General features: G+C 72.4%; 19 protein-coding genes. 7 read left to right on the forward strand and 12 right to left on the reverse strand.

Features of this window, described 5'->3' with window-relative positions; all coding sequences use genetic code 11:
- The first annotated feature begins 100 nt into the window (after positions 1-100).
- Complete coding sequence (locus BIV25_RS50180) at positions 101-385, forward strand: hypothetical protein (protein WP_143076557.1); 285 nt, start codon at positions 101-103, stop codon at positions 383-385.
- Here BIV25_RS50180 and BIV25_RS00700 read toward each other — a convergent pair.
- On the reverse strand, positions 363-716 hold the full coding sequence (locus BIV25_RS00700) for a hypothetical protein (RefSeq protein ID WP_071370084.1): 354 nt from the start codon (positions 714-716) through the stop codon (positions 363-365). The two genes, BIV25_RS50180 and BIV25_RS00700, sit on opposite strands and share 23 nt — an antisense overlap.
- A 475-nt stretch (positions 717-1191) precedes the next feature.
- Here BIV25_RS00700 and BIV25_RS00705 point away from each other — a divergent pair, with 475 nt between their 5' ends.
- Entirely contained in the window at positions 1192-2253 is a 1062-nt protein-coding gene (locus BIV25_RS00705) for a C40 family peptidase (RefSeq protein ID WP_071370139.1), read from the forward strand.
- Between the two features lie 71 nt (positions 2254-2324).
- On the opposite strand, the gene BIV25_RS00710 is transcribed toward BIV25_RS00705, so the two are convergent.
- Entirely contained in the window at positions 2325-3035 is a 711-nt protein-coding gene (locus BIV25_RS00710; RefSeq protein ID WP_071370085.1) for a response regulator transcription factor, read from the reverse strand.
- Positions 3032-4318, reverse strand: a complete 1287-nt coding sequence (locus tag BIV25_RS00715) for an ATP-binding protein (RefSeq protein ID WP_071370086.1) — start codon at positions 4316-4318, stop codon at positions 3032-3034. Before BIV25_RS00715 ends, BIV25_RS00710 begins: the two co-directional genes overlap by 4 nt.
- Positions 4319-4529: 211 nt before the next feature.
- Here BIV25_RS00715 and BIV25_RS00720 point away from each other — a divergent pair, with 211 nt between their 5' ends.
- Entirely contained in the window at positions 4530-5975 is a 1446-nt protein-coding gene (locus tag BIV25_RS00720; RefSeq protein ID WP_071370087.1) for a PspC domain-containing protein, read from the forward strand.
- On the forward strand, positions 5962-6171 hold the full coding sequence (locus BIV25_RS00725; RefSeq protein ID WP_071370088.1) for a hypothetical protein: 210 nt from the start codon (positions 5962-5964) through the stop codon (positions 6169-6171). Before BIV25_RS00720 ends, BIV25_RS00725 begins: the two co-directional genes overlap by 14 nt.
- Positions 6172-6194: 23 nt before the next feature.
- Here BIV25_RS00725 and BIV25_RS00730 read toward each other — a convergent pair whose 3' ends face one another.
- From BIV25_RS00730 to BIV25_RS00740, 3 genes are all read right to left on the reverse strand, one after another.
- The gene (locus BIV25_RS00730) at positions 6195-6719 is read right to left on the reverse strand and encodes a TQO small subunit DoxD (protein WP_071370089.1); all 525 of its coding nucleotides are present in this window, start codon (positions 6717-6719) and stop codon (positions 6195-6197) included.
- Positions 6720-6928: 209 nt separating this feature from the next.
- Entirely contained in the window at positions 6929-8209 is a 1281-nt protein-coding gene (locus BIV25_RS00735; protein WP_071370090.1) for a hypothetical protein, read from the reverse strand.
- A gap of 222 nt (positions 8210-8431) precedes the next feature.
- The gene (locus tag BIV25_RS00740) at positions 8432-9226 is read right to left on the reverse strand and encodes a class II aldolase/adducin family protein (protein ID WP_071370091.1); all 795 of its coding nucleotides are present in this window, start codon (positions 9224-9226) and stop codon (positions 8432-8434) included.
- 140 nt (positions 9227-9366) lie between these two features.
- Here BIV25_RS00740 and BIV25_RS00745 point away from each other — a divergent pair, with 140 nt between their 5' ends.
- Positions 9367-9840, forward strand: coding sequence for a pyridoxamine 5'-phosphate oxidase family protein (locus BIV25_RS00745; protein WP_177235110.1), 474 nt, complete (start codon positions 9367-9369; stop codon positions 9838-9840).
- A 20-nt stretch (positions 9841-9860) separates the two neighbouring features.
- On the opposite strand, the gene guaA is transcribed toward BIV25_RS00745, so the two are convergent.
- The gene (guaA, locus tag BIV25_RS00750) at positions 9861-11441 is read right to left on the reverse strand and encodes a glutamine-hydrolyzing GMP synthase (protein WP_071370092.1); all 1581 of its coding nucleotides are present in this window, start codon (positions 11439-11441) and stop codon (positions 9861-9863) included.
- A gap of 282 nt (positions 11442-11723) precedes the next feature.
- Here guaA and BIV25_RS00755 point away from each other — a divergent pair, with 282 nt between their 5' ends.
- Positions 11724-12008 (forward strand): chorismate mutase, encoded by a 285-nt coding sequence (locus BIV25_RS00755; protein ID WP_071370093.1) that lies wholly within the window; start codon positions 11724-11726, stop codon positions 12006-12008.
- Between the two features lie 377 nt (positions 12009-12385).
- On the opposite strand, the gene BIV25_RS52270 is transcribed toward BIV25_RS00755, so the two are convergent.
- Positions 12386-12508, reverse strand: coding sequence for a hypothetical protein (locus BIV25_RS52270; RefSeq protein ID WP_256255497.1), 123 nt, complete (start codon positions 12506-12508; stop codon positions 12386-12388).
- Between the two features lie 248 nt (positions 12509-12756).
- Between BIV25_RS52270 and BIV25_RS00760 the strand changes: the two genes are divergently transcribed.
- Entirely contained in the window at positions 12757-13827 is a 1071-nt protein-coding gene (locus tag BIV25_RS00760; protein WP_071370094.1) for an LAETG motif-containing sortase-dependent surface protein, read from the forward strand.
- 97 nt (positions 13828-13924) lie between these two features.
- Here the strand turns inward: BIV25_RS00760 and BIV25_RS00765 are convergent, their stop codons facing one another.
- The 4 genes from BIV25_RS00765 to BIV25_RS00780 all read right to left on the reverse strand — a co-directional run bounded on the left by BIV25_RS00765 (position 13925) and on the right by BIV25_RS00780 (position 19621).
- On the reverse strand, positions 13925-15703 hold the full coding sequence (locus BIV25_RS00765; protein ID WP_071370095.1) for a GMC family oxidoreductase N-terminal domain-containing protein: 1779 nt from the start codon (positions 15701-15703) through the stop codon (positions 13925-13927).
- A 54-nt stretch (positions 15704-15757) separates the two neighbouring features.
- Positions 15758-17371, reverse strand: a complete 1614-nt coding sequence (locus tag BIV25_RS00770; protein WP_071370096.1) for a succinic semialdehyde dehydrogenase — start codon at positions 17369-17371, stop codon at positions 15758-15760.
- Between the two features lie 136 nt (positions 17372-17507).
- On the reverse strand, positions 17508-18638 hold the full coding sequence (locus BIV25_RS54035) for a serine/threonine-protein kinase (protein WP_079176351.1): 1131 nt from the start codon (positions 18636-18638) through the stop codon (positions 17508-17510).
- Positions 18639-18709: 71 nt separating this feature from the next.
- Positions 18710-19621 carry an MBL fold metallo-hydrolase gene (locus tag BIV25_RS00780; RefSeq protein ID WP_071370097.1) on the reverse strand — a complete coding sequence of 304 codons (912 nt, stop codon included), beginning with the start codon at positions 19619-19621 and terminating at the stop codon, positions 18710-18712.
- Between the last annotated feature and the right edge of the window lie 78 nt (positions 19622-19699).

A 19699-nucleotide genomic window follows, 5' to 3' on the forward strand; every position in this document is an offset into this window, starting at 1 on the left:
CACGCCCACACGCGCGTGCCCTTCCCAGCCCGGCCCGCACGGCTGCCTGGCATCGGCGCGTGTCCGGCATCTCGGCTCTGCGCGGCACCTACTGTGCGCGGTGACGGTCGCGCTGCTCGTCCCGACCCTGGCCTGGTACGTCGTCCTGTCGGCGGCCGGGGCGGCGCGGCTCCGGCCCTGCTACGACGTACGGCGGTGGCCGACGGTGTTCTCGATCGGGACGACGGCGACGGCGACGCTGTCCGTCGCGGCCGCCGTGGGCGTCCCGTCGCTCCGGTGGCCGGGGCGGGTGCTGGCGTGGGTGGCGGTGGCGGCGTGGCCCGCGGTCGGCGCCGCCGAGGTGCGCACGGCCCGTGCGGCCGTCAGGTCCACAGGACGGCGATGAAGATGTTCGCCATGGTCAGCAGGCCGACGACCCCGAAGGCGCCCTTCTCGACCTTCTCCTCGTCACGCTTGACGTAGACCAGGCCGAGAATCACGATCAGCAGCGCCAGCTTCAGACCGATCTTGATGGTGTTGATGTGGTGGTCGCCGGCCTGGTTGAGGCCGACCAGCACCACTCCGGTGACGAGCATGGTGAGCGCGCCGTGCAGCATCCCGGGGACGAAGCGGGCCGTGCCCTGGCCCATCGCCTTCATCTGGGTGAGGAAGCCGCCGAGCAGCGCGGCGATGCCGATGATGTGCAGGCCGACGAAGAGATGGATGAGTACGTCCATGAGGCCGGAGCCTAATCCGGGCGATTCGGTCGCCAGTCACCGGGCCCCGGGCACAGCCGTCCACGCCCGGCCGCCACCCACTCTCGGTCTTGCATATATGCGGCCCATAGCACCTCACGCCTCGCGCCTTTCCCGCTTTCCGCGCATCGGTCATCACGCTGTGTGAAGAGATCGACTCCGGGTCGGCCGTGCGATCACATACGGTCACTTACTGGTCTGTCGACGCCAGTTCTGCACACTGCGTTACCTGCTCGTCACACTCCGGCCTAGCGTCCTCCCCCAGGTGACCGGCTTCCCATCGCCGCCCGGGCCAGGGGCGGCGACCGGGCACCACCGCCGAGAAGGGTCCGGCGGCGGCCCGTTCCCCCGTGCGGGCCGCCGCCGGACGCACGCACCGCTCGGCCGGACCGCGCGGCACACGGGCCGCTCGGCCGTCGAGTCGTGTCGAGTCGCACGGAAGGACGTGACGGTCCAGGTGGCAGCGCACCGCAAGCCCCGGCAACGCCCGATCGGCCCCACGGCCCGGACCGCTGCCACGCTCGCCCTGACGGGCGCGGCCACGGCGACGGGGTTCGGCGGTTCGGCGCACGCCGAGCCCCCGCCGACACCCGCGCAGGTGAAGGCCAGGGTGGACGCGCTGTACCGGCAGGCCGAGGCCGCGACCGAGAAGTACGACGGCGCCAAGGAGACGACGGACGCCACCCTGCACAGGCTCAACGCCCTGCGCGACGAGACCGCTCGCAGGCAGAACGGGCTCAACTCGGCCCGTGAGGCGCTCGGTTCGTTCGCCGCGGCGCAGTACCGCGCCGACGGCTTCTCCCCCGCCTGGCAGCTGGCCCTCTCCGACGAACCCGACCGGTACCTGGCCGACGCCTCGTTCGCCGAGCGGGCCGGCGACCGGCAGACCGCCGCCGTGTCCCGGGTACGCGAACAGCTGCGGGAGATCGAGCAGTTGCGCGGCGCGGCGCGCGTCCAGCTGACGTCGTTGCGCTCCCGGCAGGCCGAACTGCGGCGACAGAAGGCGGCGATCACCGGCAGACTCGGAGATGCCCGGCGGCTGCTGGCGCGGCTCACGCCGCAGCAGCGGTCCGAGGTCACCGGCGACGACGGCACCCGGGAGCGCGCCTCCCGGTCCGCCTCGGACGTCCGGGACGCCCTGGCGCGGGCCGGGTCCGCCACGGCCCCTGACACGCGTGCGGCGGCGGCCGTCGCCTACGCCTACGCCAAGCTCGGCAGCCCCTACGTGTGGGGCGCGACCGGTCCGCACGCCTTCGACTGCTCGGGTCTGGTCCAGGCCGCCTACCGCTCCGCCGGCATCTCCCTGCCCCGCACCACCTACGCCCAGATCGACGCGGGCCGACGCGTCTCCCGCTCCGAACTGCGCCCCGGGGACCTGGTGTTCTTCTACGCCGGCGTCAGCCACGTCGGCATCTACGTGGGAAGCGGGCAGATGATCCACGCTCCCAACCCCTCGGCGCCGGTCCGGCTGGCCCCGATCGGCCTGATGCCGTTCGCGGGGGCCGCCCGGGTGGTGTGAGGGGGAGCCCGTAGGGGCCGGCCCGGGAGCCCGTGGGGGCCGGCCCGGGAGCCCGTGGGGGCCGGCCCGGGTCAGACCAGCCGTCGTGCCGTCGCCCAGCGGGTCAGTTCGTGGCGGTTGGACAGCTGGAGCTTGCGCAGGACCGCCGAGACATGGGATTCGACCGTCTTCACCGAGATGAACAGCTGCTTGGCGATCTCCTTGTAGGCGTAGCCGCGGGCGATCAGCCGCAGCACCTCGCGCTCGCGCTGGGTGAGGCGGTCCAGGTCCTCGTCCACGGGCGCGGCGTCGGTGGAGGCGAAGGCGTCCAGGACGAACCCGGCCAGCCGCGGCGAGAAGACCGCGTCGCCCTCCTGCACCCGGAAGATCGAGGCGACCAGGTCGGTGCCCGTGATGGTCTTGGTGACGTAGCCTCGCGCGCCGCCGCGGATCACACCGATCACGTCCTCCGCCGCGTCCGACACGGACAGCGCGAGGAAGCGGACGGGCTGCTCGGCGTCCGCCATCAACGCCGCGCACCGGCGCAGCACTTCGACGCCGCCGCCGCCCGGCAGGTGGACGTCGAGGAGCACCACCTCGGGCCGGGTCGCGGTGATGACCGTGACCGCCTGGTCGACGTCCGCGGCCTCGCCGACCACCTCGACCCCGGTCTCCGCCGTCTGCCCGATCTCCGCCTGGACACCGGCCCGGAACATCCGGTGGTCGTCCACGAGCACGACCCGTACATGCCGTCCGGCCGCGCCGGCCCCCGTCGTGCCGTTCGTCTCGGTCGCGTCGCTCATGACGTCTTCTCCGCCCTCTCCATCTCCAGCTCGACCTCCGTGCCACCGCCGGGCACCGCCCGCAGCCGGGCCGTGCCGCCGTTGCGCTCCATGCGGCCGATGATCGATTCTCTGACGCCCATCCGGTCGGCGGGTATCGCGTCGAGGTCGAAGCCCGGGCCGCGGTCGCGCACGGACACGAAGACCGTCCTCCCCTCGACTTCGGCATAGACCTGTACGGCACCGCCCTCGCCACCGTACTTGGCGGCGTTCACCATCGCCTCGCGCGCGGCCTGCATCTGCGCACGGGTCCTGTCGTCCAGCGGGCAGTCTCCGACGACGACGACCTCGATGGGCACACCGTGCTTGTCCTCGACCTCGGCCGCGCTGCGCCGCACCGCCTCGGCGACCGTGTCCGGCTCGTCGGCCTCGTCCTTGCCGGTGCCCTCAGGCTTGTACAGCCAGGTGCGCAGGTCGCGCTCCTGGGCTCGGGCGAGCCGGCGCACCTCGCCTGCGTTGTCCGCGTTGCGCTGGATCAGGGTGAGGGTGTGCAGCACGGAGTCGTGGACGTGCGCGGCGACCTCGGCGCGCTCCTGGGCGCGGATGCGCATCAGGCGCTCCTCCGACAGGTCCTGGGTCATGCGGACCAGATAGGGACCGGCGAGCAGCGTGATGCCGACGAGGACGGCGAGCGCCGCCTGGAGGACCGCGCCGAGGTGGGCGGCGGAGCCCTGGAGCACGAAGACGGCGGAGACACCGGCCGTGACGAGCAGGACGCCGGCGGCCGCGCGCAGCAGCGTCAGCGTACGGCGCCGGCGGCCGACCTCGACCCAGCGGGCCCGGCGGGCGTTGTCCGCCTGTCTCCACACCAGGGCGACACCGGCCGCGACGAGCACGGCGGGCACCAGGTACGCCTTGGCGGCGCTGGTCAGATTGACGCTGCCCACGAACACCATGGACACGGTGACCATGAGGAGCAGCGCGACGATCTGCCCCTTGTCCGGCCTGCGGGCCACGAGTCTGCGGCGACCGCCCGACGCGGTCTCCGCGGCGACCGGCGGCCTGTGACCACCGACGCCACCGACGCCGAGGGGAACGAAGAACCAGAAGGCCGCGTACAGCAGCGCGCCGAGGCCGTTGGCCATGAACAGGCCGACGAAGACGAGCCGCACCCAGATGACGGGCAGCCCGAGATGCCCGGCGAGACCCCGCGCCACTCCGCCGAGCCAGCGTCCGTCGCTGCTGCGGTAGAGCTTGCGCGGCGGCCGCGGGTCGTCGACTGGCAGGCTTGCGGCTTCCGGCATGCCAACGATGGTCACATGGCCGGCGGGACCAGGCATCAGGGTCGGCCCCCGAGAAGCCCCTGATCTTCGGCGCAGCCGGGTCGGGGAGCGCCGGGCGACGACGGTCCGGCGCCGGTCGAACGGTTCCCCGCCCCCTCTCAGGGCCGAATTCAGGGTTCGCCCAGGGTCGTCCCGACTGCCGCCGCGACGGCCGGGCCGTCACCATGGACACATGACGGATCACGAGCACGCCGCGACGGGTCCGGGACCCGGCCCCGGCCCGCGCCCGGCCCCGGGCACCGGACCGACGGATGCCGGGCCCGCCGCGACACGGAAGACGGGAGCGGCCGGCCCCGGCACCGACTCCCCCGCCGGGGAAGAGGAGCAGGAGCAGCAGGCCGTCACGGCTTTCGACCGGCTCCGGCGCGACCGCCGGCACAAGATGATCGCGGGCGTGTGCGCGGGCCTGGGCCGGCAGACGGACATGGACCCGGTGATCTTCCGGATCACCCTGGCCGTGCTGTCCGCGACCGGCGGCATCGGCCTGATCTTCTACGGCTTCGTCTGGCTCCTCGTGCCGTTCGAGGACGAGGAGGAGAACGAGCTGCGCAAGCTCCTGACCGGCCGGGTCGACGGGCAGGCGCTCGCCGCCGTGCTGTTCGCCCTGGTCGGCTGCGGGATCTTCCTGACCCTGCTGCGCAACGGCGGGGTGCTGACCTTCGCCGCGGTGCTCTCTCTCCTGCTGGCGGGCGCCGGGTACTGGTCGCGGCGCCGCGGCGGCGCCGACCCCGATCCCCTCGCCGCCCAGGCCGCCGCCGACGCCCCGCCGGAGGCCCAGGCGCCGCCGGTCGTCACCACCTATCCGTCCTGGTGGCGGGACCCGATTGTCAAGGACGGCACCCATGTCGGCGGCACGGGCTATCTGTGGGGGCCCGGCGACGCCCGCGATCGTGACCTGACCTCGGTCGTCGACGTCCGCATCGAGACGCCGTGGCCGCACACCGGATCCATACAGCCGCGGCCGGCCGCACCCCCGAGACCCCGCGGACCGCGCTGGATCGGCGGCTGGTTGTTCCTGCTCGCCCTGGTGGCGGGCGGCCTGGGCACGAGGCTCACCTGGGACACACACCCGCTGGGCACCAGCCTCCAGACCGGTCTCGCCTGCGCGCTGGCGGTCTTCGGCCTAGGGCTCGCGCTCAGCTCCTTCCTGGGGCGCACGGGCGCCGGGACGGTGTTCCTGGCGCTGGTCACGGCGGTGCTGCTCGCCGGGGCGACGGCCATGCCGAAGGACATCACGACCCACTGGAGGGACACCTCCTGGACGCCCGCGGCGACGGCGCAGCTTCAGCCGCGCTACGACCTCGGCACCGGCCGGGGCACCCTCGACCTGACCCGGATACGCCCGGCCAAGGGAGAGACGGTCACGACGAACGCCCATGTGGGCGCCGGGCAGCTGCGGGTGATCCTGCCGGCGGGCGGGACCGTGCGGATGGACATCGAGGTGGGAGTCGGCGACATCCGGTTGCCGGGGGACTACAGGAGGGACGTGGACGTGCGGCCACGCAGGCTCGAGAACGTGACACTGGCACCGGCCAAGGGCGCCGAGAGCGCCGGCACGCTGGACCTCGAGCTCGGGGTCGGTGCGGGACAGGTGGAGGTCAGCCGTGCTGCGTCATGAGTTCCAGCCCGGGAGGCTGATCGCCGGGCTCTTCCTCACCACCGCCGGCGCGGTCTACGCGGGAGCCGCGGGCGGGCTGTGGAAGACCCCGTGGTTCGCGATCGCACCGCTGGTCGTGACCGGCCTGTTCCTGGCCGCTGTGGCGGGGAGCGTGGCCCGGGCGATACGCAGGCGGAGCGGTACGGAGCGCGACTGACGGCAGCCTGGCCACGGGCCTGCCTACCGGTATCCGCCCTGCCGTCGTCGGGGTCGCCAGAGTGCGTCCAGGGAGAGGTAGGGCGCACCGGCCAGGACCAGGGGGAGCCAGGCCATCAGGTAGGCGAGGTCGTTGCCGTAGTAGTAGGGGGTTGTCGCCCAGCTCACGGTCAGCCACAGGCTGAGCGAGATCAGCGCGCCGCCGAGCGCGGCCAGCCGGGCGAGCAGACCGAGCAGGGTGCCGATACCGACGGCCAGTTCACCGAAGGCGATGGCGTAGCCGAAGCCGACCGGGCTCTTCAGGGCCATGTCGACCAGGGCCGGGATGGCGGCGGAGTCGCGGGCCGCACGCATGGTCTCGCCGACCGAGCCGGTGCCGCCGGCCTTCATGAAGGCGCTGTCGGTGAGCTTGTCCAGGCCGGCGTAGACGAAGGTGACGCCGAGGAAGACGCGCAGCGGGAGGAGGGCGTAGTGGGTGGCCATGTCCCGCCAGCCGCGGGGGCCGTTCAGCCGGTTCATGTGCGTGTCCGTCCGAATGCCGTGAGTCATCGCCGCCAGCCGCCTCTCGCCCGCCGTCCCACCCCTCACTCGACGATACGTACGGCGGACAGGGCCGGTTCAATCCCCTGCCCGGAGGTTTTCCGAAATTCGGGTGTGTGTGCGAAGCGGACACGCGAAAGCGCCGAAGAACACGAACGAAGAGCGAAGGAAAGGAAAGGAGGGAGGCGGACATGACGGTGCTGCGGCAGCGGGCCGGATTACTCCGTCACCTGGACCGTGTACCGATTGGTCGCCACCCCGGCCGCGGTGACCACCTGGACCTCCACCGAGCCCGGCTCGACCTCGACCGGTACGGGGACGGTCAGGACGGTGTCGGTGGGGTTGCGGAAACCGCCCGTGACAGGGATCAGAGGGACGTGCACATCGACGGTGCCGATACGGACCACCATGCGGGAGAGCCGGTCCGCGGTCCGGGCCCCGGGCGGAACGAAGCCCGCGCCACGGATCTCGATGTCGTCGCCGGTGCGGATCGGCCCGTCCAGGTCGCCGGGTTCGCGGGCGCGGACCACGGAGAGGACGACCGGGCGACCACCCTCGGCGTACTTGCCCGCCAGGTAGGTGGCGGCCGAGATCAGCACGATCACGCCCAGCCCCCAGGGCAGATCGGGCAGTTGGCCGGGGCGGCGGGCGAGCCGTACGGCGGCGAACACCAGGGCGACGGCACTGATGACGGCGTACTGGATGTCGCTGAAGGCGCCCCGGCCGGAGTCGTCGGTGAGCAGGTCGGCGGCGCGCGGCCGGTGGGCGGGGACCTTCTGCAGCCGCTGGGCGAGGATGCGCAGCGCCACCACCCGGCGGACCAGGACGGCGATGCCGCACACCACACCGAGGACGGTCACCACGCCGGTGCCGCGCGCGAGGTCCAGGCCCGAGATCAGCGCGTCGCGTTCGGCGTGGTCGGAGGCGGCGGCGAGCCGGGCGGCCAGCAGCAGCACGGCGTAGCCGACGAACAGCACCCAGGCGGCGGCCACCGTGCGGGAGGTGGACATCCGGTTGTCCTCGCCGATCACCGGGGCGAGCGCTCCGCCGCGGGCGCGGTGGAGCCGGCCGGCGGTGGTCAGGGCGCCGGCGACGACGAGCGCGGCGAGCAGGGCCGCGGTGCGGGCGGTGGTCCAGCCCGGGCCGATCGCGGTGAGCGCCTCGCCGAGCAGCAGGACGACGACCGCGCCCCACACCACGACCACCGTACGCAGCCACAGCCCGGCGACCCACGCCTCGCCCTCGGCGCGGCCGCGCTCCGCGACGGACTCCGCGCGCTGGGTCAGTTCCTCCGACACCCACTGGCGGGACGCCGAGGCCGAGTGTGCAACGGCCGCCGGCAGCCCCTGCCCGGCGGCGAACTCGTCCCGTCGGCGCAGGAACGCGGCGACGGCCCGCCGGTGCCCCTCGCGGGCGCCGTGCGGACAGTCCTCGCAGGTGCAGCCGCCCTCGTGGGTCCCGTCGGCACCCGTGTCCTGTCTCGCCTCCTGCACCGCCACGCCGGACGCCCGCCTTCCACACGACTCGTCGACACGGCCGACGGCTCCTCGGCAGGCCGTCCCGGTGCCGTACAACTCCCCCGCTCCGTCAGCGAATTGTGCCCTACGGCAGGCCGTCCGGGCTTGTCACACCGGGTCAGGGCGGGTGAAGTGAGGTCCTGCGTGTTGACCCCGCCGGGAGAATTCCCGCTGCGTGGACGGAGGCGGTCGTGCTCAGGGGGGTCAGCTGAGCAGGTCCGGTTCGCTGCGGCTGATGTCCTGCCACAGCGGCTGGTAGTTGATCCAGGCCACGAGGTCGCCGCCGAGCTGTTCGCGGGTGGCGACGGCCAGTTTGTGGTCGATGAGGACCGGCCGGCCGGCCGCCTTCGCCATCAGCTGCACCTGGCAGGAGCGTTCCATGGACAGGAACCACCAGGCGGCGGCGTCCACCGAGTCGCCGACGGTGAGCAGTCCGTGGTTGCGCAGGACGAGCGCCTTGCGGGAGCCGAGGGCGGTGGCGATGCGGCGGCCCTCCTCCGCGTCGACGGTGACGCCGCTGTAGGCGTCGTAGAGCGCCACGTCCTCGTAGAAGGCGCAGCTCTCCTGGGTGATCGGGTCGACCAGCTCGCCGAGCGCGGCGAGGGCGCGGCCGTGCACGGAGTGGCAGTGGGCGACGGCGACGACGTCGGGGCGCGCGGCGTGGACCTGGGCGTGGACGGTGAACGCGGCCTGGTTGACGTGATAGCGGCCCTCGACGACCTGGCCGTCCTGGTTGGCGAGGACGAGATCGCTGACGGTGACGTGCCTGAACGGCATGCCGAAGGGGTTCACCCAGAAGCAGTCGGTGAACTCCGGGTCGCGTGCGGTGATGTGGCCCGAGACCCCGTCCTCGAAACCGCTGCGCCCGAAGACCCGCAGGGCCCCGGCCAGTCGCTCCTTGCGGTGCCGGCGTTCGTCCTCCGCCGAGTCGTGCATCGGCGGCATGGCGAAGCGGAGCTGGTCGGTGGGCAGCGGCAGGGGCGAGGTCGGCCCGTGCATAGATCCTCCAGCGCTGGAATTGCGGTCTGGGCCGGAAGTTACCCTCGGTCAGTGCAAAAGGGCAGAGCCGTTTTGTAAAGATGACGTACGCAGCGAATACACGACAGAGGTTGTCCGGTTTGCCGGTGAGACTGTCGCGTATGACGTCTGTGAACTGGGAGGCCTTCGCCTCCGCCGAACCCGAGCTGGCCCGGATCACCGAGGAGCGCTTCCGCGCCCACCGGCATCATGTGCTCGCCACCCTCCGCAAGGACGGTTCGCCGCGCACCTGCGGGCTGGAGGCCGACTTCCGCGGCGGCGAGCTGTGGCTGGGCATGATGGACGGCTCGTTGAAGGCCCTCGACCTGCGGCGCGATCCGCGCTTCGCGCTGCAGGCGAACCCGGGTGAGGGTACGGAGATGGGCGGCGGGGACGTACGGATCGCGGGGCGGGCGTACGAGGTCGAGGGCGGGCGGAAGTCCGGATACGCGAAAGAGGTGGAACCGCCGGAGCCGTTCCACCTCTTCCGTACCGAGCTGACGGAGGTCGTGCGGACCTACGTCGAGGACGAGCGGTACCTCGTCGTCCAGGTCTGGAAGCCCGGTGCGCCCCTGCGCACGGTCAGGCGCGCATAGGGGTCATGGGAGTCAGCCGGTCACTCCCACTCGATGGTGCCCGGGGGCTTCGAGGTCACGTCGAGGACGACGCGGTTGACGTCCCGCACCTCGTTGGTGATGCGAGTCGAGATACGGGCGAGGACGTCGTAGGGCAGCCGGGACCAGTCGGCGGTCATGGCGTCCTCGGAGGAGACCGGGCGCAGCACGATCGGGTGACCGTAGGTGCGGCCGTCGCCCTGGACGCCCACGCTGCGGACGTCGGCGAGCAGGACCACCGGGCACTGCCAGATGTCGCGGTCCAGGCCGGCCGCGGTCAGCTCCTCGCGGGCGATCGCGTCGGCGTCGCGGAGCAGGTCCAGACGCTCCTTCGTCACCTCGCCGACGATACGGATGCCGAGACCCGGGCCCGGGAAGGGCTGGCGCTGGACGATCTCGTCCGGCAGGCCCAGCTCCTGGCCGACCATCCGGACCTCGTCCTTGAACAGCTTGCGCAGCGGCTCGATGAGCTGGAACTCGAGGTCCTCGGGGAGGCCGCCGACGTTGTGGTGCGACTTGATGTTGGCGGTGCCGGTGCCGCCGCCGGACTCGACCACGTCCGGGTACAGGGTGCCCTGGACCAGGAACTCCACGGCCGGGCCCGCGTCGGCGATGATCTCGGCCTGCGCCTGCTCGAAGACGCGGATGAACTCACGGCCGATGATCTTGCGCTTCTCCTCGGGCTCCGAGACGCCCTTGAGCGCGGTCAGGAAGCGCTCCTCGGCGTCGACGACGACCAGCTTGACGCCGGTCGCGGCCACGAAGTCCTTCTCGACCTGCTCGGTCTCGCCCTTGCGCATCAGACCGTGGTCGACGTACACGCAGGTCAGCTGGTCGCCGATGGCGCGCGCGACGAGGGCGGCGGCGACGGCGGAGTCCACACCGCCGGACAGACCGCAGATCGCGCGCTTGTCGCCGACCTGCTCGCGGATCGCGGCGACCTGCTCCTCGATCACGTTGCCCGTGGTCCAGGTCGGGGTCAGGCCCGCGCCGCGGTACAGGAAGTGCTCCAGCACCTGCTGGCCGTGCGTGGAGTGCATGACCTCGGGGTGGTACTGGACGCCGTAGAGCTTCTTCTCGTCGTTCTCGAAGGCGGCGACCGGGACGACGTCCGTGGACGCGGTCACCGAGAAGCCCTCGGGGGCGGCGGAGCAGGCGTCGCCGTGCGACATCCATACGTGCTGCTCGGCCGGGGTGCCCTCGAAGAGGGTGGAGGACGTCTTGGAGACGTGCAGGTCGGTGCGGCCGTACTCGCGGGCGCCGGTGTTGTCCACCGTGCCGCCGAGGACCTGCGCCATCAGCTGGAAGCCGTAGCACATGCCGAAGACGGGGACGCCGGCCTCGAAGAGCGCGGGGTCGAGGCGGGGGGCGCCCGTCTCGTAGACCGACGAGGGGCCGCCGGAGAGGATGATCGCCGCGGGGTTCTTGGCGAGCATCTCCTCGACCGGCATGGTGCTCGGCACGATCTCGCTGTAGACCCGCGCCTCGCGGACGCGACGGGCGATGAGCTGGGCGTACTGCGCACCGAAGTCGACGACCAGGACGGTGTCGGGGGCGGCGGCAGCGGTGTTCGCTGATGACACGGGGTGCCTTCTGGTGGTCGGGCGGGGGTCTGTGGTTCCGATTCTAACGGGGCGGGGGTCGGACCTCTCCGCTCAGGCGCCGTGGCATACTGACCGCATGCTCGCGCACTCGACCTTCCTCTTTACCTATGGCAACCGGCCCGCCGGCTGCCATGGTCGTGCTGCTTGAGCTGAGCGAAAGCCAAGCGACTTCCCAGGCGCCCCGGGCCGACAAGGCCCGGGGCGCCTGACGTTTTCCGGGTTCTGTCGTTCCGGGTCTCCTCCCCGACAGGAGCCCCGAACATGACCACCACCTCCCCGGAATCCACGGCAGCCCCCGAGACTCCGGAAGCGACCATCGCCGGCGCCCGTGAGCGCATCGACGTGCTCGACGACCGGATCATCGGCCTCATCCAGGAGCGGATGGCCGTCTCCGCCGTCGTGCAGCAGACCCGTATCGCCTCCGGCGGGCGGCGCGTGCACCTGTCCCGCGAGATGGAGATCCTCGGCCGCTACCGCGAGGCCCTCGGCAAGCCCGGCACTCCGCTCGCCATGACCCTGCTCGAACTGTGCCGGGGTCGCATCTGAATTCGACCGCCGTCTCACCCGTACGGCGCGTGACCGGCCCGCACACCGCTTCGTTGAGGGGTTGTCCGTGCCAGCCAGGGGCGGGCCCGACAGAACCACGCGTGGCTCGCCGGAGCGATGAGGCGTACGGGTCGTGCCGTACACCGTGGGACCTCGCTCCGGAAAGTGACCGGACGGCAGGGGACAGCAGCCCGGTCACCCAAGAGAACGGTCGGCCCCGGGGACGCCCGGGGCCGACCGGCGGAAAACCCCGTCTCAGCCCCAGTGCCGTCACAAGAGAGGGCTGTCCGGCGACGACTCCCCTCGCGGATCCGCAGACAGACGCCCCCATTCCAGTCGTACGGCATACAGGTCTCGCCGCGCCTCCCGCAGGAACGTCAGCAGGGGATCGCTGCCGTCCGCAGACGCGTCGCCCCCGTCTCGCCCGGCACGGGCAGCTCGCCGCGCGCGGTCCGGGGTCCGGTGTGACCGCCCTTCGCCGCCGCCTCGGTGGCGTTCACGGAAGCGGTGTGCCGACGACCGGCCGCCGACCCCCGGTGCGCACATGCGGCGACCGCGACGGCACCACGGTCCGACGCGTTCCAAAACATGATCCACGTCACACAAGAAGAAGACAGGGTGAGCGCAACCGTCCACCGCGGCCGCAGGTCTCCCTTACGCAAACCAACGGCCACGCCCGCGCCCCACACGCGGAGGCCTCCCGACACGTGCTGCCCTGCCGCGGCACGCTTGCCCTACAGAGGTCTTCATGAAGCTTCGCCGCGCCATGGTCACCATGGCCGCGACGGCGGTCATAGCTCCGACCGCCCTGCTTTCCGCCCCCGCCGCGTTCGCCGACGAGCCGCCGAGCGCGTCGTCCGCGAGCAGCCCGGCCGCCGGCGAGAGCGCGTCCGACGGCGACACCGGAGCGAGCAGTTCGCCCTCCGGCCAGAGCAGCGCGACGGCCGGGGAGAGCGGCTCGCCCTCCGACTCGGCCTCTGCCACGGCGTCCGCCTCCGCCTCTTCCGCCGAGTCCGCTTCCGCCACGCCGAGCGACAGCACCGGCTCGTCGGCATCCGCCTCGCCGAGCCGGAGCGCCGAGCCCACCGCCATGCCCACCGCCATCCCCAGCGACTGCCCGGTCGACGACAACATGGTCGACCCCGACTCCCAGCTGAGCATCGACGTCTCCGGCCTGCCCGGCAAGATCGTCGCGGGCAGCGGCTGGCACAACTTCACGATGACGGCCGCCAACCACAGCGACCAGTCGCTCGGCACCGTGCAGTGGCTCGCGACCGTCGACAACGACACGGCGAGCGACAACGAGAAGGACTGGCTGAGCACCTACGCCAAGCTCGAGTTCTTCAACCCCAAGACCAAGTCCTGGGAGTCCATGGCCGACACGGTCGGCAACGGGCTGTACTTCGGCACGACCCCCCTGGGCCCCAAGCAGACGGTCGGCATCAAGCTGCGCGTCGACATCACCGCGCAGGCTCCCGCCGGCGACGGCTTCAGCATGGGCTTCGGCGGTTACGTCGACACACAGAAGAACTGCGTGCACAGCTCGTTCGGCTTCTACGACTTCACCGTGCTCAAGCCGGGCAGCAGCAACCCGAGCCCCGGCCAGGCCAAGCCCGGCAAGGGCACGACGCCGGCCGGCGGCAAGGAGCCGCAGGGCGGTGCCACCGAGATCGTGCCCACCGGCACCCTCGCGCACACCGGTTCCAGCTCCATGCTGCCGACGATCGCCCTCGTCAGCGGGGTCGCCGTCGTCGTCGGTGCCGGAGTGATGTTCTCCGTCCGCCGCCGCAAGGGCGCCGGTTCGGACGCCGCCGCCTAAACGCGGCGGAGCCGGCGGGCGGAGGCGCCCCTCGCTTCCGCCCTGCCGAAGGGGCCTGCGCCAGGAGGGGGGTGCAGGCCCCTTCGTACGCGTCGCGCTACTTCTTCGGCGGCACCGCCGGCATGCCCAGGAACGGCAGTCGCAGCGCGCCGAAGGCGTCCTGCGGGACCGCCGGGGACTGCGGTTCGACCGGCTTCAGGCGCTCGTACGCCGCTCCCGGTGCCGGGCGCGGGTCCTCCTCCCCCTTGTTCGGCCAGAACGACATCGCGCGCTCGGCCTGCGCGGTGATCGTCAGCGAGGGGTTCACCCCCAGGTTCGCCGAGACCGCGGCGCCGTCCACGACCGAGATGCCGGGGTGGCCGTAGAGGCGGTGGTACGGGTCGATCACCCCGGTCTCCGCCGAGTCGCCGATGGGGCAGCCGCCGAGGAAGTGCGCGGTCAGCGGGGTGCCCATCAGTTCACCGACGTTGCTGCCGGCGAAGCCGTTGATCTCGGCGGCGAGCACGCTCGCGGCCTCGGTGGCGGCCTTGATCTGCTTGGGGTTGGGGGCGCCGTGGCCCTGGCGGGCGGTGAGCAGGCCCTTGCCGACGCCGTCCGGCTTCAGGTAGGTCGTCAGCGAGTTGTCCAGGGACTGCATGACCAGGCCGATGATGGTCCGCTCCGACCAGCGCCGGTTGGACAGCGACCGCAGCACCAGGAGCGGGTGCCTGGCCGCGTTCGTCAGCCAGGCAAGCGCACGCGAGGAGCCCTCGGCGTACGGCACCTGGAGGATCGACAGGCCGCCCATCGCGTTGGAGCCCTTGCCGTAGCGGACCGGCTCGATGTGCGTGTTCTCGTCCGGGTGGATCGAGGACGTGATCGCGACGCCCTGGGTGAAGTCGGCCGCCGCCGTGCCGTGCGCCTTGCGGTAGCGGCGGTTGTCGGTCTGCGCGCCGACCAGCGCCTCGGAGTTGGTCCGGGTCAGGTGGCCGAGGCGCTGGGACAGGTACGGCAGCTGGCCGCCGGACCGCATCCGGTGCAGCAGGGTCTGTGTGCCGTAGGTGCCGGCCGCGAGGACGACCCTGCGGGCGGTGAACAGCCGGCCCTCGCCCTTCTTCTTCCGGTCCGTCGGCAGGGTCGCCACCGCGTACCCGCCGCGCGAGTCGTCCGTGACGGACACGACCGTCGTCATGGGGTGCACCACCGCGCCGGCCTGCTGGGCGAGGTGGAGGTAGTTCTCGTTGAGGGTGTTCTTCGCGCCGTGGCGGCAGCCGGTCATGCACTCGCCGCACTCGGTGCAGGCGTTGCGGGACGGGCCGGCTCCGCCGAAGTACGGGTCGGCGACCTCCTGCCCCGGGCTCGCCTCCGTCGTCCCGTCGGCGTCCTTGCCGTCGCCGAAGAACACGCCGACCGGGGCCAGATGGAAGGTGTCGCCGACACCCATCCGCTCGGCCGCCGCCTTCAGGTGCACGTCGGACGGCGTCATGGTCGGGTTGAGGCGGACGCCGAGCATGCGCCGGGCCTGGTCGTAGTACGGCTGCAACTCCTGCTGCCAGTCGGTGATGTCCTTCCACTGCGGGTCGTCGAAGAAGGGCTTCGGCGGGACGTACAGGGTGTTGGCGTAGTTGAGCGAGCCGCCGCCCACGCCCGCGCCGGCCAGCACCATCACGTTGCCCAGCAGATGGATGCGCTGGATGCCGTACAGGCCGAGCTTCGGGGCCCAGAGGTAGTTCTTCAGGTCCCAGGAGTTCTTCGGGAGGGCCTCGCGGGTGTAGCGGCGGCCGGCCTCCAACACGCCTACCCGGTAACCCTTTTCGGTCAGGCGGAGGGCGGACACCGAACCGCCGAATCCGGAGCCGACGATCAGGACGTCGTAGTCGTGGGCGTCGTGCGGCACGTGTACTCCTCGTTGAGTCGGCGGGGTCGTCAAGGCGTCAAGGGGATACGGGAATTACCTGAACCGGAATGCCTTCATCACCCGAAGACTCGTGCTCATGAAGTGGGCGTAACGCGCGTCGTCCATCCCCAGTGACGGCGCCATCGGCAGCAGCCGCTGCTGGGCCACCGTCTGGGCCTCGGTGTACTTGAGGATGCCCTCCGAGCCGTGCCGGCGGCCGAGACCGGAGTCCTTCATGCCGCCCATCGGGGACTGGACGCTGCCGTAGGCGGGCGCGTAGCCCTCGTTGACGTTGACCGTGCCGGTGCGCAGGCGGGCGGCGACCTCGCGGCCGCGCCGGGCGCTGGTCGTCCAGACCGACGAATTCAGGCCGTACGGCGTGGCGTTGGCGCGCTCGACCGCCTCGTCGTCGGAGGAGAAGCGGTAGACCGAGACGACCGGGCCGAAGGTCTCCTCCGCGCAGACGGTCATGGAGTCCTCGACGCCGTCCAGGACGGTGGGCTCGAAGAAGTAGGGGCCGATGTCGGGGCGGGCCCTGCCGCCCGCGAGCACCTTCGCGCCCTTGGCGACGGCCTCCTCGACATGCCGCTCGACGGTCTTCAGCTGGCGCTCGCCGACCAGCGAGCCCATGTCGGCGCCGTAGGCGAGGGAGTTGCCGAGCCGCATGGCCCGGGTGCGGGCGGCGAAGCGCTCCAGGAAGGCGTCGGCGACCGACTCGTGGACGTACAGCCGCTCGATGGAGATGCAGAGCTGTCCGGCCGAGGAGAAGCAGGCGCGTACGGCGCCGGCGGCGGCCTTCTCGATGTCGGCGTCGTCCAGCACCAGCATGGCGTTCTTGCCGCCGAGTTCGAGGGAGACGCCGACCAGGCGGGCCGCCGCACCTTGCGCGACCTCGCGCCCTGTACGGGTGGAGCCGGTGAAGGAGACGTAGTCGGCGTGCCGGACGACCTCGGGGCCGACCACCGGGCCCTCGCCCAGCACCACCTGGAAGACGCCCTCGGGCAGACCGGCCTCGATCAGCAGGTCGCGCGCCCACAGCGCCGTCAGGCAGGTCTCCGTGTCCGGCTTCATCACCACCGCGTTGCCGGCCACGAAGGCGGGCAGGGCGTCGCCGACGGACAGCTCCAGCGGGTAGTTCCAGGGGGCGATCTGGCCCACGACCCCGCGCGGGTGGCGCAGTTCGGTGACCTTCGTCAGGGTCGGGATGGCGCCGGTGTGCCGCTTGGGCCGCAGATAGGCGGGGGCCTTGCGGCCGTAGTGGCGGGCCGCGACGGCGACGGCCTGCACCTCCTCGTGCGCGTGCAGCCGGGCCTTGCCGGTCTCCAGCTGGATGAGGTCGAGGACCTCGGCCTGCCGCTGGAGCACCAGGTCGTGGAAGCGCAGCAGCACGGCGGCCCGCTGCCCCACCGGGGTCTTCTCCCACACGGACTGCGCGGCGCGGGCGGCCTCGAAGGCCTTCTCCACGTCCTCGGGGGTGGACTCGGGCAGATCGGCCAGCTTCTCGCCGGTGAACGGGGTGTGGTTGGCGGTCCGGCCGGAGCCGACCACGCCCTTCGTGAGCCGGGCCACCAGTTCCGGGGTGACCACGTCGGCGGCGGTGCGGGCGCCCTCGGGGGCGGGCGCGAGGGGGTTGGTACCGGCGATGTCCGAGGCCTGCGTGTCCGTCATGAGGCGCAGGGTATGCCGGAGCGCAGCCTTTGTGTACCCGGCGGTAACGGGGATTCACGACCTGCTCACACACTGCCAGTGATCACTGGCAGTGAATGTGCTGATCAGGGTGTTGACGCCCGGCCGAACAGAACGATCATTCGAGTCCGGCTTTTTTCGCCAGGAGCAGGCCGAGGGTGGTGCGCGGGGTGCGGCGACGCGGTTCGACCGCGGCTGCCTGGCCTTGCCGCACGGCCTCCGGTTCCCGTGGGGCCTGCGGCCGCACGGGCTCCGGTACGGGGGTGAGCCCGAGGTAGTCGTGGAGTGCGGCCGCGACCTCCGCCGCGTCGGGGCGGGCCGCCGGCTCGGCGGCGTGCAGCCGCTCCAGCAGGGGTCCGAGCGCCCCCAGCCGCACCGGGCCGGTGCCCTCGGTGACCTCGCGCGCCTGGGTGACCCCGGTGGCTTCGCGGGCCGCGATGACCTCGTGGGCCTTGCCGTCCCCGTCGCCCCCGCGGGCCCCCACCACTTCGCGGGCCCCCGTCATCCCCATGACCCCGGTGACCCCGGTGACCTCTGCGGCCTTGTCGGCCCCGCAGACCCCGGTGGCGCCGCTGACCCCGGTGGCTTCGCGGGCCGCGATGACCTCGTGGGTCTCGGCCTCCTCCCCTACCGCGGCCCGCAGCAGCGCGCCCAGGGACCACAGGTCGGAGGCCGGTCCGGCGCCGGGGCCCGCGGCGCGCTCGGGGGCGACGAACCCGGCGGGCGCCTCGCCGGGGTGGCCGTCGCCGGTGCCGAAGTCGGTGACGACGACCCGCCCGGTGCCGGACTCCAGCAGCACGTTGGCCGGTTTGACGTCCCGGTGCACGATGCCGACGGCGTGCGCGGCGCGCAGGGCACCGAGGACGGCGAGCCCGATCCGGGCGGCCTCGACGGGCGGCAGGGGGCCGCGCCGCAGCACCTCGCGCAGCGACTCGCCCTCCACCAACTCCATGACGACCCACGGGACATGGCCCTCGGTGACGACGTCCAGCACCGTGACGGCACAGGGGTGGCGCACCCGGGCGGCGGCGCGGGCCTCCGTGGTGAGCCGGTGGGCGGTACGCCGGCTCTCCTCGTCGTCGGCCGGATCCCCGGGCAGCAGTGGCTCCTTGAGGGCGACCTGCCCCTGCCCGGCCTCGTCCAGTGCGCGCCAGACCGTTCCGGTGGGCCCGGAGCCGAGGCGGCCGGCGAGCCGGTAGCGGCCACCGATCAGACGTGCGCCGGGCGGGTGTTCGCCGTCTTCAGTCATGCCCCATGAGTACCGTGTGCACCAGGCCGTTGTCGAAGCGGGCGGTCAGCGCCCCGCGCGGGGGCGGCAGTTCAGGCGGCCCACCGGTGCAGCGCGAAGCCCCCGGGCGCCGTGCGCACCTCCACGGCCCCGCCGCCGCCCGCGAAGTGCGCCGGTATCACCAACTCCCGCTCGGCGGCCGCCCGTTCCAGCACCCGGCGCCGGGTCGCGGCCGCCTGCCGCGGGTCGAGGCAGAAGCAGCTGTTGCACTCGGGGCGCAGGATCTGCACCGGGCTGTGCAGGAGGTCGCCGACGAACACCGCACGCTCGCCGCGGGACCCCACCCGCAGGACCGAGGAACCCGGCGTGTGGCCGGGGGCGGACTCCAGCACGAGGTGTTCGTCGACGCGGTACGTGTCCTCCCACAGCTCGGCCAGGCCGGCCCGGTGCACGGGCGCCACGCTGTCCTCGTACAGCAGCCGGTCGTCGACGCGGACCCCGCCGCCGTACCCGCCCCCGGGTCCGAAGTGGTGGTCGTCGGCGGCCGGGAGGAGGTAGCGGGCGTGCGGGAAGGTGGGCACCCATGCTCCGGAGCCCTCGACGGCCTGGGTGTTCCAGCCGACGTGGTCCCCGTGGATGTGGGTGTTGACGACGACGTCCACGGCGTCGGGCTCCACCCCGGCCGCGCGCAGCCGCGCGGGCAGGTCGTCGGCGCGCCGGTGGAAGAAGGGGTTGCCGGGGCGCTCGCGGTCCCGGCCCACACCGGTGTCGACCAGGACCGTCCGCCCGGCGCTGCGCACCACCCAGGTCTGCACCGCCACCAGGGCCAGGTCGGCGCCGGGATCCCAGTGGCCGGGGGCGAGCTGCTCCTCGTGCTCCCGCCACACCTGCGGGCGGCTGTCCGGGACAAGCTGCCGGGCGGGCGCGAAGGGCCCCCGCCATTCGACGATGCGCAGGACCTCGACGTCTCCGATCAGGAACTTCTGCACGCTGTCTTCGCTCATGCCCCTCACCCTAGGAGCGCGAGATGAGCAGTCCGATGCTCGTCCGGCTCTGCCGGATACGCCGACGTCTCATACGCT

This window comes from Streptomyces sp. MUSC 14, assembly GCF_001866675.1.
Taxonomy (GTDB): domain Bacteria; phylum Actinomycetota; class Actinomycetes; order Streptomycetales; family Streptomycetaceae; genus Streptomyces.

Coding starts and splice junctions, on each gene's coding strand:
- BIV25_RS00745 (WP_177235110.1), top strand. CDS start 9,367: ATGACGTCTGTGAACTGGGAGGCCTTCGCCTCCGCCGAACCCGAGCTG.
- BIV25_RS00715 (WP_071370086.1), bottom strand. CDS start 4,318: ATGCCGGAAGCCGCAAGCCTGCCAGTCGACGACCCGCGGCCGCCGCGC.
- BIV25_RS00780 (WP_071370097.1), bottom strand. CDS start 19,621: ATGAGCGAAGACAGCGTGCAGAAGTTCCTGATCGGAGACGTCGAGGTC.
- BIV25_RS00740 (WP_071370091.1), bottom strand. CDS start 9,226: ATGCACGGGCCGACCTCGCCCCTGCCGCTGCCCACCGACCAGCTCCGC.
- BIV25_RS54035 (WP_079176351.1), bottom strand. CDS start 18,638: ATGACTGAAGACGGCGAACACCCGCCCGGCGCACGTCTGATCGGTGGC.
- BIV25_RS00760 (WP_071370094.1), top strand. CDS start 12,757: ATGAAGCTTCGCCGCGCCATGGTCACCATGGCCGCGACGGCGGTCATA.
- BIV25_RS00700 (WP_071370084.1), bottom strand. CDS start 716: ATGGACGTACTCATCCATCTCTTCGTCGGCCTGCACATCATCGGCATC.
- BIV25_RS00710 (WP_071370085.1), bottom strand. CDS start 3,035: ATGAGCGACGCGACCGAGACGAACGGCACGACGGGGGCCGGCGCGGCC.
- BIV25_RS00755 (WP_071370093.1), top strand. CDS start 11,724: ATGACCACCACCTCCCCGGAATCCACGGCAGCCCCCGAGACTCCGGAA.
- BIV25_RS00720 (WP_071370087.1), top strand. CDS start 4,530: ATGACGGATCACGAGCACGCCGCGACGGGTCCGGGACCCGGCCCCGGC.
- BIV25_RS00730 (WP_071370089.1), bottom strand. CDS start 6,719: ATGACTCACGGCATTCGGACGGACACGCACATGAACCGGCTGAACGGC.
- BIV25_RS00770 (WP_071370096.1), bottom strand. CDS start 17,371: ATGACGGACACGCAGGCCTCGGACATCGCCGGTACCAACCCCCTCGCG.